This window comes from Cerasicoccus sp. TK19100, from assembly GCF_027257155.1.
Classification (GTDB): domain Bacteria; phylum Verrucomicrobiota; class Verrucomicrobiia; order Opitutales; family Cerasicoccaceae; genus Cerasicoccus; species Cerasicoccus fimbriatus.
In genome coordinates this window covers 237,867-253,341 of sequence record NZ_JAPWDU010000007.1, presented here as the reverse complement: position 1 = coordinate 253,341, position 15,475 = coordinate 237,867, and the positions used below count along the sequence as shown (strand labels likewise).

Annotated in this window: 13 protein-coding genes; all 13 read right to left on the bottom strand. The window is 48.6% G+C overall.

The window, feature by feature from the left end; genetic code table 11:
* Positions 1 to 5: 5 nt before the first annotated feature.
* Positions 6 to 437 (bottom strand): VOC family protein, encoded by a 432-nt coding sequence (locus O3S85_RS18485; protein WP_269542321.1) that lies wholly within the window; start codon positions 435 to 437, stop codon positions 6 to 8.
* Positions 427 to 1,029, bottom strand: coding sequence for a sugar transferase (locus O3S85_RS18480; protein WP_269542320.1), 603 nt, complete (start codon positions 1,027 to 1,029; stop codon positions 427 to 429). The genes O3S85_RS18485 and O3S85_RS18480 overlap by 11 nt, the downstream gene beginning before the upstream one ends.
* 33 nt (positions 1,030 to 1,062) lie before the next feature.
* Positions 1,063 to 2,370 carry a nucleotide sugar dehydrogenase gene (locus O3S85_RS18475; RefSeq protein ID WP_269542319.1) on the bottom strand — a complete coding sequence of 436 codons (1,308 nt, stop codon included), beginning with the start codon at positions 2,368 to 2,370 and terminating at the stop codon, positions 1,063 to 1,065.
* Between the two features lie 62 nt (positions 2,371 to 2,432).
* Positions 2,433 to 4,367, bottom strand: a complete 1,935-nt coding sequence (locus tag O3S85_RS18470; RefSeq protein ID WP_269542318.1) for a hypothetical protein — start codon at positions 4,365 to 4,367, stop codon at positions 2,433 to 2,435.
* An 83-nt stretch (positions 4,368 to 4,450) separates the two neighbouring features.
* Positions 4,451 to 6,790 (bottom strand): DUF4838 domain-containing protein, encoded by a 2,340-nt coding sequence (locus O3S85_RS18465; protein WP_269542317.1) that lies wholly within the window; start codon positions 6,788 to 6,790, stop codon positions 4,451 to 4,453.
* Between the two features lie 80 nt (positions 6,791 to 6,870).
* Entirely contained in the window at positions 6,871 to 8,085 is a 1,215-nt protein-coding gene (locus O3S85_RS18460) for a glycosyltransferase family 4 protein (protein WP_269542316.1), read from the bottom strand.
* Positions 8,086 to 8,207: 122 nt separating this feature from the next.
* The gene (locus tag O3S85_RS18455) at positions 8,208 to 9,194 is read right to left on the bottom strand and encodes a glycosyltransferase (protein ID WP_269542315.1); all 987 of its coding nucleotides are present in this window, start codon (positions 9,192 to 9,194) and stop codon (positions 8,208 to 8,210) included.
* Positions 9,195 to 9,573: 379 nt separating this feature from the next.
* Complete coding sequence (locus tag O3S85_RS18450) at positions 9,574 to 10,785, bottom strand: glycosyltransferase family 4 protein (RefSeq protein ID WP_269542314.1); 1,212 nt, start codon at positions 10,783 to 10,785, stop codon at positions 9,574 to 9,576.
* Between the two features lie 5 nt (positions 10,786 to 10,790).
* The gene (locus tag O3S85_RS18445) at positions 10,791 to 11,624 is read right to left on the bottom strand and encodes a glycosyltransferase family 2 protein (RefSeq protein WP_269542313.1); all 834 of its coding nucleotides are present in this window, start codon (positions 11,622 to 11,624) and stop codon (positions 10,791 to 10,793) included.
* Positions 11,625 to 11,716: 92 nt separating this feature from the next.
* Positions 11,717 to 12,271: an LbetaH domain-containing protein gene (locus O3S85_RS18440; protein WP_269542312.1), complete on the bottom strand. Its 555-nt coding sequence runs from the start codon at positions 12,269 to 12,271 to the stop codon at positions 11,717 to 11,719.
* Positions 12,272 to 12,279: 8 nt separating this feature from the next.
* Positions 12,280 to 13,530, bottom strand: a complete 1,251-nt coding sequence (locus O3S85_RS18435) for a glycosyltransferase (RefSeq protein WP_269542310.1) — start codon at positions 13,528 to 13,530, stop codon at positions 12,280 to 12,282.
* Positions 13,523 to 14,680, bottom strand: coding sequence for a glycosyltransferase (locus tag O3S85_RS18430; protein ID WP_269542309.1), 1,158 nt, complete (start codon positions 14,678 to 14,680; stop codon positions 13,523 to 13,525). Before O3S85_RS18430 ends, O3S85_RS18435 begins: the two co-directional genes overlap by 8 nt.
* Positions 14,681 to 14,760: 80 nt before the next feature.
* Entirely contained in the window at positions 14,761 to 15,453 is a 693-nt protein-coding gene (locus O3S85_RS18425) for a hypothetical protein (protein WP_269542308.1), read from the bottom strand.
* Positions 15,454 to 15,475 lie beyond the last annotated feature (22 nt).

Sequence of the window (15,475 nt, the reverse complement as noted above, 5' to 3'; positions counted from 1 at the left end):
GAAAATCAATCCAATTGGTAAGGCCCCTCACCCGGAGCAATCAATTCGACTAATCCCCGCAGCGGATCGTGGAACCACATTATCTCCCGCAGGAAAGCCGCGCCGATCGCTGGTTTTCCCAATGGTACACAACCGGATGCTCGTAATTGCTGAATCGCCGCACTGAAATCGCCCACCGCATAGGCAGTGTGATGCAGCGATACTTTGCGATCCAAAGCCCGTTGCAAATGGCTGGCTTCACTGTCGGAGCTGATCAGTTCTACCCAGTGTGCATCGTTCGCGTTTCTCAGCAAACATACGCGTGCCTGCTGTCCAGCGTCATGAATAATGTCACCGTCGGTTTCGTAGCCATAGGCGTTCACCCACTGCAAACGTGCACCCGCGATATCCGAGACCAAATAGCCAATGTGGTGGAGTCTAAATTCGTTATTCGTCACCTTGAGAAGTCCCTCGAAATTCAGGCATGGTGTCCGAGCCATCGGGCGAAATCCCCTCTCGCCGCAGCACTGTAGTGAAGGTCATTAACAGGATTTTAAAGTCCAGCCACAAACTTTGATGATCGACATACCACACATCCAATCGGAATTTTTCATCCCAGGAGATTGCATTGCGTCCATTGATCTGAGCCCAACCGGTGATGCCTGGGCGCACTTCATGACGCCGCGCCTGCTCCGGCGTGTAGCGCTCCAAATACCGCACCAGTAAAGGCCGGGGCCCCACAAAACTCATTTGCCCGCGCAGGATGTTTAGCAGTTCCGGCAATTCGTCCAGACTACTTGCCCGCAGCCATCGTCCAAACGGTGTTAATCGCTCACTATCGGGCAGCAGTTCTCCGGCGGCATTGGTCTGATCGGTCATCGAGCGAAACTTGATCAATGAAAAAACGTTCCCATGCAGGCCAGGCCGAGGTTGCCGAAAAAAGACCGGAGAACCGAGTTTGAGGCGCACCAAAAGCATCAGCACCAGAAACAATGGGGCTAAAGCTAATAACAATGCTAGGGCCAGAATGAAATCGAATATCCGCTTCATGGCCGTGATTTTATCGGCGAGGAATTTTCCGACTTACAGGCGCCAGTAGTCGAAACCGGCTTCAATGGACGCCTGTCGGTCGAAAAGTCCACGCACATCGACCAGACTGGGATTGTCGCCCGAGCACAAGGCCTTGAGAGCCGTCAAACTGAGATGCTCACAGAATTCCTTATGGCGCACCGCAGCAAGCACTGCATCGAACTGACCGTCTTTCGGCATCTCTTTGATGATATCGACACCGTACTCGTGGCGCACTTCTTCTGGGTCGGCCATCGGATCGCAAACGACCGCCTCTACGCCGAATTCGATGAGGTGCTGATAGACGTCGACAATGCGGGTATTTCGCGTATCGGGCACATTCTCTTTAAACGTCCAACCGAGGATCAGAACCTTGGCCCCCTTCACCATACTGCCTGAGCGGATCAGACCATGAATCACTTGTTGGCCGATGTAGGCACCCATACGGTCATTGATCCGGCGCCCAGCGAGAATCAAATCGGGATGGTGCCCCACCTCCTGCGCTTTGTGCGTGAGGTAATATGGGTCCACTCCGATGCAATGCCCACCGACCAAGCCCGGCTGAAATTTAAGAAAATTCCACTTGGTGCCAGCCGCTTCGAGCACGGCGTTAGTGTTGATATCCAGTCGATCAAAGAGCACCGCCAATTCATTCATCAGCGCAATGTTAAGGTCGCGCTGGGTGTTCTCGATAACCTTGGCGGCCTCGGCGACTTTGATGCTCTCCGCCCGGTGAATACCGGCCGTGATGACGGCACCATACAGCTCGCTCAGGTAGTCCAGCGTCTCGGGGGTATCACCGGCCACCACCTTCACAATTTTCTCAACGGTATGCTCGCGGTCTCCTGGATTAATACGCTCTGGCGAATAGCCAACAAAGAAGCCCTCTTTCCACTTATAGCCGCTGCTTGCCTCCAAGATCGGAACGCAAATTTCCTCAGTAAGCCCCGGGTAAACGGTCGATTCATAAACCACAATCGCGCCTTGCTTCATGTGCTTACCGACCATCTCGCTAGCCCCACAGACCGCCTTCAAATCCGGGCGCATGTGCTTATCAATAGGCGTCGGCACCGTGACGATAAACACGTCAACATCGAGCAGTTGCGAGGCGTCATTGGTGAACTGAAGCTTCGTCTCAGCAAGATCCCCACTAGAGGCCTCGCCCGTAATATCGAGGCCCGAACTCAGTTGATCAATTCGAGTCTGGCTAATGTCAAAGCCACATACGTTGAAGCGCCGTGCCAGGCAAAGCGCCAGCGGCAAACCAACGTAACCTAACCCCACGATAGCAATGCGTGTGTTTTCCAATGGGCTAAATTTCATAGAGTAATCGTAGTTGTAAAGTTAGTAGTCATAACAGGCAGCAGCGGCGGGCCAACAGAATTTTACACGGTCGTCGGAAAGGTCGGCTGAGCGCCAGATTCGCTGAGTAAGTCTTCAACCGATGTGCTCCAAGCGGAGAGCATGATTCCCTTCCGCGAAGCAATTTCCTTGAGCGCTTCGAGATTCGATTCAAGCAACTCAGCTGTAACAACGACCTCGTCGATATCTTCATCAACGATAATGCTCTCCAGCTCATCGACACCACCGAGCACACGCACCCCGTGAACGTATCGGCGACGCAAATTGATGTCATCATCCATAAAGCCGATGATTTTCTTGGTCGCCATTTCATCAGGGTGAATCAATCGGAGCTCCCGCAAGTAGAGCGAGCCTCGATTTCCCGCGCCATAGAGCAGAATATGACGTACCACATATCGATTGCTCGTGCGCTCCTCAAGTGCCGTCACCAGCATCCACTCACGGAGAGTCTGCAAGATCACTCGGGGTGCAAAAATCCCGACCATCGCAATAAAGGTGAACACAATGCAGATTCTTAGATCGCTCATGCGTAAATCAGCCTCTGCAGCAGAAAGGAAAGCGAACGTTAGCAGCACACCGATCGACAACGAAAAGAACAGCAACAGGTAGTCGCGAAAATTACTGCGGGACCAAACACGCGAATAGGTATTGCCCAGCACGAGCATCAAAAAAACTGGAGAAATCCACACCGGCAGTAAGCGCGCCCAGTCTCCAATCGGCAGCTTCTGCATCTGAGGAATCTCTAACAACATGGCCACTACGAGACTGATGGAGAGCCACAATAAATCCCAAACCGGATACACGATCATACCGTAGAGCGCACGTCCTGGACGCTTGATTCCCTGCACCAGTAAGCGGCCAGTGTCCCAAATTTCAACATGCACCACGTGGCGAACAACCACATAAACGCCTGCAATGAAAACGATCAGGAAAAGCCCAACTAAGGCCTTACTCATAAAGATCGAAAACAACCCAATCGTAACCAGCAGGAAATTCCCAACATACATTAGGATCGCGACTTTGCGCTGGGAGAAGCCTGCTTCCAGCAAGCGATGATGCAAATGATCTTTGTCGGCACCCATGATTTTCGGGCCTGATGTTTCACCAGACAACTTAGCCGACAAGCGACGAGCTGAGCGCCGCCAGATGGCCAAAACAGTATCCATGATAGGAATTCCTGCGGCAAGAAACGGAACGCCGATGCTAACGAGTACGGTCGATTTCCCTGCGCTTTCCAAAGCCAATGAAGCTAGAGTAAAACCAAGAAACATTGAACCAGTATCGCCGAGAAAAATCTTTGCCGGATGAAAATTATAGCGCAGAAAACCCATCACCGCTCCAATCAATGCCAAGGCAACAAGCGAATCCGCCGCTTCCCCTCTCAATAAAAATGCTGCGCCAATTCCAAGGCAGGATATAACCGCCAAGCCTCCGCAGAGTCCATCCAATCCGTCGATCAAATTAAAGGCGTTGATAAGCGCGACACACCAGATGATAGTGAGCGCTAGATTGAGATACCAAGGGAGATCAACCCCCAGCATATGGTTAAATCCTTTGTCCGAAAGCAAAAATAACAGACAACTAGCTGCGACCTGGCCCCCAAGTTTGTAGAGCGGGCTGATCCCCTTGATATCATCCCAAATACCGACTGCACAAAGCAAACCTGACGCAACGATAAAGCCCTGCCACCATGACATATCCAACTTGCCATTAAACAACACGGATGTCTCATAAGAGATCGGCCAGACGTATGCGTAAAGGAGCAGTAATGTGAAATTGAAAGCGATGAAAACGGCGACCCCACCAGCCCGCGGAATGGGCTTAGTGTGAATTCGGCGCTCGTCTGGCATATCAATCATGCCAATAGCTGGGCCCACTCGTATCATGATTCGAGTGAGAATTAGCGATACGACAAAACCGATGCCAAAAACAGCAAAGTATTTAGTCAGATCGTTCATTTCAAGTTACACGAGGATGCCATAGTGATAAACCGGAATCCCTAACGCCTAGAGCAAGTGATGGGCAAGCCGAAAGAAAATTGCTAGCTTGATGGAGTCGATGAATCAGCTTTACGGAATTGTAAATCAATTGATTCGATTTCCAACCAGTCATCAGTGTACTGATTAGAAACTCGGACTCCGGTGTAAACACGCACCGAGCCTAAAGGGATTTCGCATTCAGTCGCGGTAACGATCCATTCAGGAAAATATCCGGGCTTTAGTCGGTCTCTATGAATTACCTCTGAAGTTTTTCCTTCGGCATCCATGAAATACAAAACCAGCTCCATTTGCGAGCCAGGACTGATGTGCCCCCGCACACGCCCCTCAAGCTTGAAGTCTCCCACGACGCCGTCGCTGATATCAAGCCAGCGAAAAATGCTACAATAGTCGGCTCCCTCAATACGTAACCTAGCGAAAGGCTCTAGAATACGCTTAACCCTTAACCCCTCTGCATGTGAGACCATCGTCGCCCATCCCCGCCGAAAATCGCTGGGGGATACGCTTTCAGGGCCACCGCCGTCCAAATCACCTTCGAAGATTACATTGGTAAAATCTTCTTCAGCCACGGACTGCCACCCATTACTCCAGCGGCTCAATGGATCAAGACCATCAACTAACTTCAGCATCGTAGAACTTCTCGGAAATGCATCCCGATCAACTGACAGCCAGCGTCGTTGTTTATCACGAAAATTGTCAATTTGCTGCACTGTCGGCTTCGAATCCATGCCAGGATAACCGATCTGCATCCATGCGTCGTAAAGCTCCGCACCGGCGAGCGTAACTGCCCATGCCGATTCAGTCTCGGCTATCAGATCAAGCACAGCGGCTTGCTCTTTTTCGCTGTCAATAGTTAGTGCCAAGTGACGCGCCTCATCCAAGCATTCGCTCATCAACGCACGTCGCTCGGCGGGATACAATGCAAACTGATCTGCGTTATTCCAGTATTTCAACCACATGCCCTCGCCAGGTTGAGACATCCAAGCTTCCTCAGCATAAGCAAAGAACCGAGTCATCGCCTCGGCAGCTGGGCCATACATCCGCTTAAAGTATCCCTCGAGCGCCTTGCTTTGATTGATATCGACGTCCCAGGCCAATTGTCCTGCTAACCAATACTTCGGCGCATCAAACCCCCAAACCGGATTCCCGGAATAAAAGATACCTCGTGCCCCCTGATCATAGAGATAGCGCACGCTGGCCGATTCGATCTGTGGGAAATAGCGTGGTATTATATATGGTTGCCCTTGATAATATTCCCAAGCACCGAACATCTTCACCCCCGACTTGCCCCAAGCATCGATTAGTGCTTCGTCCTCTGCTCGATAATGAGAGTCATACCATTGGCTTTGGTCCGTGCAAATATATGGCATAAGGTTTGCCGCCACAGGGAAAGATGGTGGTAATTCTGTCCACATGTACGCCAATTGTGTGATGACTGGCGGATGCTCCATCTGGGATGCACTTTCTGCAACCGCATTGCTAAAGCCAAAAACCAGATCAGAGTAGTTTGGCTTACCGCGAAAGTAGGAAAATGGGAGCAAGAAATCACGTGTTCGCGGAGAATCATCATAGCGAATTGAGTCATTCGTCCCGATGGACACCGTCAATAAATCGGGACTAGCTTCAGCCCGGTTTTTAACAAACTGGCTGACATATTCGACCAATTCCGGTTCTAATAAATCGGGTTGCGAGCCATTGCCTTTCACATCGGATAACGATGTCCGCTTGCCAAATCTCCATGCTCTCCACTCCGGATGCTTCGCCAACACATCTCGCGTTATGATTCTGTGGAGTTCGTGGTTGAAGTTAAAGTGTTGGCTAGCGCCATTTCTTAGCGCCCATAAGCCAGTCTCACTGTCCGTCTTTAATCGACCGCCAAGCAAAAACTTACGATCAAGGTAATCGGGCTGTATATCTCTTGTCCCCACTCGCAGCGCAAAACGCTCACTGCTAGGGATACGCTCTCCGAGCACCCCTGGGAAGCCCCATTGGCATTCCATGACCTCTTGGAGGAAACGATAAACACCCGAGCGTGTCGCCTCAGGCGTGCTCCCATTGATAACCAAACGTCGTGGATGAGTTAATACCGTGGTGCGTTCCCAAGAAGCTGTATGTAGTAACTCACGACGACTGTCTCCAGTCAGTTGCCGTCCGTCCCAACTACCATAGACACGATCGATACGCGCCCGAATCGTACTACCAATAAATATACCATCAGCAATGACAACTCCCTGTGGCTCTGGCCCCACTGACCAGTCATTCCCAGAAGCCACTTCCAAGATTCGCGCTAAATCTTCAGCAACTTGGCGCTCGGGCGAATCCCCTTCGGCATTCGCCGGGTAGTAAATCGCTCCCAATACTGAATCACCATCCCACAAAGTCATCGTTTTAGTAACCGCAGTTCGCCGCGTTTCAGCGACAACCTGAAGACAACTTAAAACTAAAATACATGCCAATAACCGCATCATGAGTCCAACACCTCCGCAAACTGGTTAATCAGCACGGACTTACCAAGATGCGATTCAACCAACTCACGGCCATTCCGTCCCTTTAATTCTATAGCCGAGGAGTCCATTTTAACCAAGGTGCGAAACAAAGTCTCAGCCGCATCCACGTCGCCATGGTTAACACGCCAACCGCAATCATGCTCTCTCAGCACATCGCCTACATGGCATTCACTGGGCCCCAGTAAGAGGATCGGCTTTGCTAGCGACAGTGCATTATAAAATTTACAAGGGTGAACCACACCTACCATTTTTTCACCCATGCTCACCAAGTGCACGTCTGCTGCCGACAGCGAGTAACGGATCTGGTCCAGCGGTTGGTATGGCAGTGAGAGCATGTTCTTGGGCTGATGCTGCTCTATCGCAGCATCCACGTCTTCTTTCCCCAAGCCACCACCGATAAAAACGAACATAACCTTATCGCAATCCTGCATCTGAAGTGCCGCTTGGATTACTGTGCCGAGAGGATGCACAACCGAATGGTTTCCGCTATACATCACCACCAATTTGTCATCTAAACCATGTTTCGTGCGAAAGGAATTCTGGGCATGTTCAATGCGCTCCAAATGATTCTCCATTGGCCACGGGGGAATCTCATGATGCTGACAAGGAGCAGTCGGTAGTTTTCGCTTCATGGTCGCCAGCATAAACCGATCCAAAGAAATAACGTCTGCTGATGCCGCCAATGCCCGCCGGTTAAGCCACTCAAAGGCCTTAACCATCGGATGACTTTCTGGCAAAATTTTCTGCACAACGACCTGGTCCGGATTGATATCCATTACCCAGAATTTTACCTTCACTCGACGCAACCAGCGCAGTGCAACGGCGACTCCACTTCCCATCGGCGGCGATGTCGTAACCAACACCGCATCAGGCTTCCGCATGAACAGACCATGCAAAAATGCCTGAAGACAAAACAGCAACTGCCCAGCCAAGCGCTGCTTGATACTTCCCTTGCCCAACGAAGAAAATGGCAACCGCCGAATCCTTACGCCATTTAACACCTCTTGCCTCGGGAATTGCTCTTCCGGATTGTCATAACCTCGGTCGGCCGTCAGCACTGTGACCTCCCACCCCCGCGCCGCCATCTCCTCAGCCGCGTCCGCCATATATTGACCAACTGCCGCCGGATCGGGCACGTAAACCTGAGAAATTAACAATAAACGCTTAGCCATTAGTGAGAAGGATTAATATCGAGAGGCATAGTAATTGCCTACTGACATTATCGTCGCTTGATATCCTAGAATGCTGATAATGAAATATGCCCGGCAAAGAGCATAACGCCGCGAACCATTACCTATGATTTGACCAACCGCGTGTAGAGTGAAGCATAACGGTGTGCAATAGCCTCAGCCGAATAACGCTGAGCATTGGCACGACCATTTTCAATGAGCGAGGCGCGCCAAGTGGGGTCTTTGATCAAGCGCTCAACTCCACCGCGTATAGAAGCCACATCAAAAGGATCGACTAGACATGCCCCCTTACCCGCCGTGTCCGTCATTGGCGCGATATTAGAAGTAATCACCGGCCGCCCGATTGCTTGCCCCTCAATAATAGGAAGCCCAAAGCCTTCAAAAGTTGAAACTAGCCCGACGATGTCCGCGCACATGTATTCCTGAACAATTTCCTCGGTTGTTAAATTACATGCTGTCGTAAACTTGACGCCGTTTATTTCCAATACTTTTAACTGCTGCTGATTTGGCTCACCAATCAATCGCAGCTCGATGTCTAATCCAGAGAGAGCCATCGCCAAGCGCTCCAAATTTTTATTAACCTTTGTCCCAAGGCATAAAATTCGTGGTGTACTAATGGGAAATGGCTTAGGTGAAAATTTAAAAGCGGGTGATACGGGATCAGGAATAACTTCCGCATGCGAAATTTTCCGCCCAATCATCCTCTCAACCGCTTGACGGGTGGCATCCGATATAAAAGTCACCGCGCTGGCTCGCTTGATCGGCCCAGAATACCACAAATATTCGAAGAGTCGCTTCTTCCAGCCCGTAAATGCATTGGTGTCTCCAGTGTCATGAATCGTCAAAACCAATCCCCGACGAGGTAAAGTTAGCGCCAAATAATGCACCTCCCCAGTAATGTGGTTAATATCGCCCCGATGCTTTTTGGCTCTCTGGCAATTCTCCCACATCGCGCGTGGCGACGCAACACGATGACGACAAAAATACGCATTCTGCTCGATCTCAGACGGCAGCGCCACCCGCACATCTGAAAACACCTGTTCGATGCTGAACGCACACCCTTGTTTTCTATAGTAAAAGGTGACTTTCATTCTATTTTCCGGAGATGCTGTGCTGTGCACGCAAACTCACTACAGGCCAGATCAGTCATTCCCAATGACTTGCATCAAGCGCATCTTTTTGTGACTAATATGAATAGCCACTGGCCATGCCCAACAAAGTCGAATTTCCCTAAATCGCAAACAGGTAAGATGGGATAAATAGACATTCTTAGTATAAAATGAATCGACTAATTTAAAAAAACAACGCAACCGATAAACACGTTCCTAAGAATAGTTGAACATAGTCATAATAATAATAATAATATCGCCCAAGAAATATTTGATTTTAACTGAGAATAATAGTTCGACTGTTGCACATCTCCCAGAGCTCTAGAACTAGTAACAGCTTCGTGATTACTAATACCAGTATTCACATCACTCCTTCAAGCCATTCAGCCCATCGCTTATAGGTTACGGAACGATTAAAATGCGTCTCGAATAATCGAAGTCCATTACGGCCTTCCCCCTTCATACGGCTACGATCATTGCAATAGCAGCGCAAGACAGAGACAAGGCCACACACATCTCCGCAGGTGTAGTGACTGCCACATTGATATTCATCAATCAAAGCTGCCATTTCACCAGGCAAGCTATTAATTACCGCCAATCCCGCCGCTAGGTACTCGCCTGCTTTGTAGGGAACTGCAACCAAAGATTCTGGACGCATCGGAATGATGCCAATATCAGCGCGCTCCAGCAATTTGCTCAAGCCTTCCCCTTCGAGATATCCATGAAATCGGATTTGACTTTCGAGCTTAAGAGATCTCACAAGTGCCCTGAGGTCTGCTTCCTGCTCCCCTTGACCAGCTAGGTCCAATTCAACGGGAATACCATCCTTGTGGTAAAGTCGCTCCACGGCCATAACCAGAGTTTTGAGGTCATACACCCGCCCCATCGCCCCTAAATACAACAAGCGCGGAGGCGAATTATCAGCTGACTTACGAGGCTGAACACGCAGCGATGAGGCACCAAGATAGCAAACATGCGGCTGCCCCTTCGCCCCCTTTAGCTTAGCCCATTCAGCGAATGCCAAAGACTGGGCCGATATCGCATCTACGGAAGCGTAGACCTTACGCGTTTTGGCATAATATGTATTTAAGGCAAGACGGAGCGCAGAGCGGGCTCCCGGGATTCGTGGAGCCAGCAACATGAAATTATCAGGCCAAGCATCCATCACATCAATGACTACTCTACAGCCATATCTCTTTTTCCAAGTTAAAGCAACCCGCCCCGTGTCCATTGGCGGCCAGCTAAATAGGACTACATCCGGCGCATCCCTTTCGAACAAGGCATTCCCTTGGTGCTCAAGGTTCCGTGCAAAAATTCGATGATTTCGTGATCGCGCTAAGCCTACGTTCTGAAAGTAGGCAGGTACATCCACTAATCGAAGTTCAAAATTCCCAGCTTGCCTTAAAGCACATTTGTCTACCGTGCGCTTAGCCTTCCGGCGGTGGCTCCAAACCGAACTCCACCAAGTCACATCATGCTCCCGTAATGAAAGGGTTTCACTGAGAGTCCAATAGCGTTGTTTAGCCCCTTCACCTGGAATGTTATCGTAAGGGTTAATGATCCAGATTCGCATCAACTTCAAATCGGTAGATTATCCCGTTTACGCCTAAGCTCTTTAATTTTCAAAGTGATTAAAAAATCGTAAAACATTATCATCATACAATAATTAAATCCAACAACGCCATCTAGAAAACCCATACGCAACACATACAAGTAGAGAAACTTACAGAGCCAGCGAAAAGGAAGAACGACGTGCAGGCGCTTCTGAGCTCGGCGACGAATTAAAGGATTAGCACTAAAAATTTCTTTCCATTTGAAAGGCTGCCGAGCGAGCGAAATAGAAAGCTCTGCCTCTTCACTTGCATAATGAATGTGCTTCTCCAACCACGCGTTAATCCCTTTGGAAAAATTGTAATGATCATATGGAGTATCTATGCTACCAATGCCACGCAAAACTTGATCTTCCTTCTGGCCATGACCAGCTTTGGCAAAGCGAACCTCACCAATTTTTATAAGACGCACCTGTGGGTAGGGGTATTGCGTGCAACGCGGTATCCATTTACCAAGAAAGATGATTCGATTCGGGACCCAGTAAGCACTGTGCAAATTCAATGCAATCTTGGTTTCACACTCGCGCTTCAACATATCATTAAATCTCTCATCCGCGTCGAGGTGGAAAAGCCAGTCATATTTAAAGTCAATAAAATCCAATGCGAAATTGCGCTGTTGCCCAAAATCTTCAAATTTGTTTTGATACACCCTAGCCCCACATTCTTTAGCAATATCTACCGTGCGATCAGTGCTGCAAGAATCTAGGACTACGATGTCATCACACCAAGGAACGGACTCAATGCACGCCCTTATGTTAATTTCCTCGTTTAGCGTGAGTATGACAATTGAAAAGCCGCACATAGTAAACTAATAAAAACCGGATCGACCCCAGACAGTCCAAAGGGGTATAATAAATCAACGCACAGATACGTAGCTTAGATTATATTTTGAGATCACTCACTGAATAAATTACGATCTTTTATGATTCTAGCCGGATTGCCTATTACGACCTTCCAGGGAGGCACATCTTTAACCACAACCGATCGCGCTCCAACCACTGCGCCATTTCCTATAATAACAGACGGACCAATAAAAGTTTCTGCGCAAAGCCATGCGTCATCGCCTACAGAGATAGGTGGACACAGCAACGGCATGGTGGGATCAGTAAAATCATGAGTACCTGCGCAAAGGTGCGCAAATTGGGAAACGGTAGAACGCCGCCCAATATTAATAAAACCCAGATTGTAAATGTATGCACTATCACCGATAGATGAATAATCGCCTATAGCTAAATTCCAAGGAAATTGAATGACGGCTGTTGGATGGATCCGCACATCTTGACCTACTTTTGCTCCGAAAAGCCGCAGAAGAGAGTTACGAAACCCGTAAGCAACACGTGGTGAACAACGAAAAAAACAACGACATAAACCCCAACAAAGCCTAGCAGCCAGTATACGCTTGCTATATTTAACCGCCTTGCGGTTTGCCTTAATATTGAGCTGCGTCATAATTCATTTCATCGGTCACAAATGAGTTTCATTGCCCGAAGTGCCCTCAGTTCGCGAACTAAGGCAAGATAGCGATCAACAACAGCATCCCAATTAAACTGCTCACCCACAAGGGCACGAGCATTATTCCGGGTGGCTTCAGCAAAATGCGGTTTGCTCAATATATGAGAATAAGCATTTTTAAATGATTCAGCCGAGCAGTCAACAACTAAACCCGCATGGTGCAGCTCCAACTCGGGAAAATTCGCTTCGGGCGTCGTAACCACGAACGAGCCAGCTGCCATCGCCTCCAATAGGCCCATCGAGAACCCTTCACCCGAGGTCGGCAGCGCATAAATTGATGAGGCATGCAACACAGCGCGCAGGTCAGCGCCCTCTAGGCCAGATCGCGCAATGAGAAAATCACCTAGACCAAGAGTATGAATACGCGCTTGGATCTGCGGTAACATGCCAGTCGCGTCCGGACCGGCCATTAGGCCATTAACTAATATTCCCTCCTGCCGCGCGCGGTGAATCGAATCAATAAATATGTCTGGTCCCTTACGGCTATCGTAGCGATTCAACCAAACAACCATTGGACCAGCAGCAAGACGTTGCAAGTCTTGCTTTAGCGATCCACTGGGTTCTGCGGGAACTCGCCAAGCCTCAACGTCTACCCCATTTGGAATATGGGCAATTCGAGCGTTAGGCCTTAACGAACGATAAACATCGGCCTCTCTTTGCGAAAGCGCTATTAGAGCATCAGCACGCTTTAGAATCTTTTGCTCACACAATGTAATGAACAATTTCTTCAACCATGCACGACGTCCAAAACGCCGAGGATCAAGGTTACCGCGCTGATGATAAAAATAAAGGGAACTAGAAGATTTGGCTACAAGTGAAGCTTGAGGATTACTTGCCAGGAAACCAAGCTGACTGTTAATGACGTCAAACTCTCCGCCACATTGCCAGATCCACTGATGCCAATTATCTGTCATTCTAAATACAGATGCTTTCTGCAAAGCGTTCAGCGGCAACCCCTGCCACCAACAGCGCGCAGTATCGAAATATAAAACATCTACGCCATCGCGCCGAACAGGCCGTGCGATCGGCACATCCAAGACCTCGTCGCCATCACAATTAATGGCGGCAACAGTGACGCGACACCCACGTTGCACGAGTTTTTTCGCCAAAGCAGAGACACTCTTGATTGGCCCCCCGCCGCAACGGGCCGGTGGATAAGCACCAGTATTAAACAATATGTGTAATTCATCAGCCATGAACACAGCTAGGCCTTGTTCCACCTAACAACCATTGATAAACAGAAGCCATTCGTTCACCTTGTCGATCCCATGTAAAATTCTGAGCAACAAGCCGCTTCGCGGAATTGCTCATTTGCGCACGTCCCATCGAGGGCATGTTATGGATAACGAGCAGCGCCTGAGCAATACTATCAACTTCAGGCCTTATTTCCAATGCGGCACCTGCTTCAAATCCCTCAGGGAGATTACATTCGCGAGTGATCAAGGTCGGAGCGCCATAAGACCACGCCTCCAATACCGCCATTGGAAGACCTTCACTGAAGGATGGCAGTACAAACCACTCAGTTTCCATTAAAAGCCTTTCCTTCGCGTCACCGTACACTGAACCAAGAACCTTCACTGATTCAGAAATGTTCAAGTCGTGAATAAGCTGCTGGCATCGCTTCAAGTAACCACCATCATCAAAACCTGCAATTTTCAGTACCCAAGAGGAAGCAAAATCAGGAACCTCTCGGCAAGTTTTACTCCAGGCATTGACGAGATGTTCAATCCCTTTTTTGGGGTGAATGCGCCCCAGAAAAACAACAGATCTCCGACCATCGGCTGCCCTATTTTCAGCCTGCTTAACAAAAGGTAGATCAACTCCATTTGGTATTATAGCAATCGGCCCCTGATAGCCATAGTCACGGAAAGATTCCGCCTCGTTCAGATTTAATGCATGCATGCAGGGTGCTTCGAGAATCAGCCTATTTTCATAAAGCACACGAGGTATAATTTTTTTATAATACGAATTTTGCAAGGCCCATTTGTCCAACATACCATGCGCACTCAACAAGTATCTCTTTCTGCGTCGGCGACCACATTTTTCTGTTACGTAAGAATTATAAAGCCATACGCCATGATTATGCAGAAGGTCGGGATCAAACGCTTCAACTTGGCGAACCATTTGCGGTGAGAAGGAGTATGGTCGCGGCCCTAAGATTTGAGACTGGTAAACGGATATTGGCGACCATCGGTCACAATCTTCTTTAGAGTAATCATTACCATTAACAAAAAGCGCAGCCCTAGCGCCTGAGGCATTCACCGTTGCCCTAGCAAAAGCCGGGACACTATAGTAAAAGCCGCCCGAACGCTTAGAAATAGAAGCAACTAAAACAGCAAACTTCATGACCGATAAGTCGATAATTCAAAGTGCAAAAATAAAATATCAGCTAACGTTTTCATTGTTCATATACACTGCGCAACCCCCTAGTTATTACTTGAGGAATCGACTTCCTCCATCAAGACGGAGTATACCCTTTGGGCACGTTCAAATAGAGGATGCGACTCCACCAACTTTACATATTCTTTTTTCAAACGCTCCTTATCAGCATTAGGCAATTGACTTACGTGGGCTTCACGATTATCTTCAGCAATGTCCATGACTTTGTAAACTTTCGCCATACGTCTATCGAAATTCGTTTCATCAAAATCAAGTCGCACCGTCTCGGCCACCAAACGAACAAGCTTTTTGGGCTCTGATACAAGCTCATAAAATGAGAAAATTGTAAATGAATCCAAATGAGATTCAACATATTCATTATAGTCAACATAATCCCGAATGAACGTCGACACATACGATGCATCTCCGTTTGCTCGCATAACAACTAGCGAAGTAATAGTACTAACTGGATCTCTGACCAGAACGACAGTTGGTATATTATACTTAAGCGCGAGCTTAAGTGAAGCGATTGTGTGTATGTGTGTGGATATTGCTAGCGCAGGGAAAAATTCATGGAGCATACGCATAGCAAGTGTATTTGCAGAACGAGGAAAACCAGTCAGATGCAATTGTGTCGAACGGTCCGGCATGCGCCCCCTAACTGGTGGCCTAACTATTGATAAATAGAGAGAGAACGCAAAAGGACTATTGCGAATTAACTTACGCAGAAACAGTTTCATTTTATAATAATAAAAATCAAAA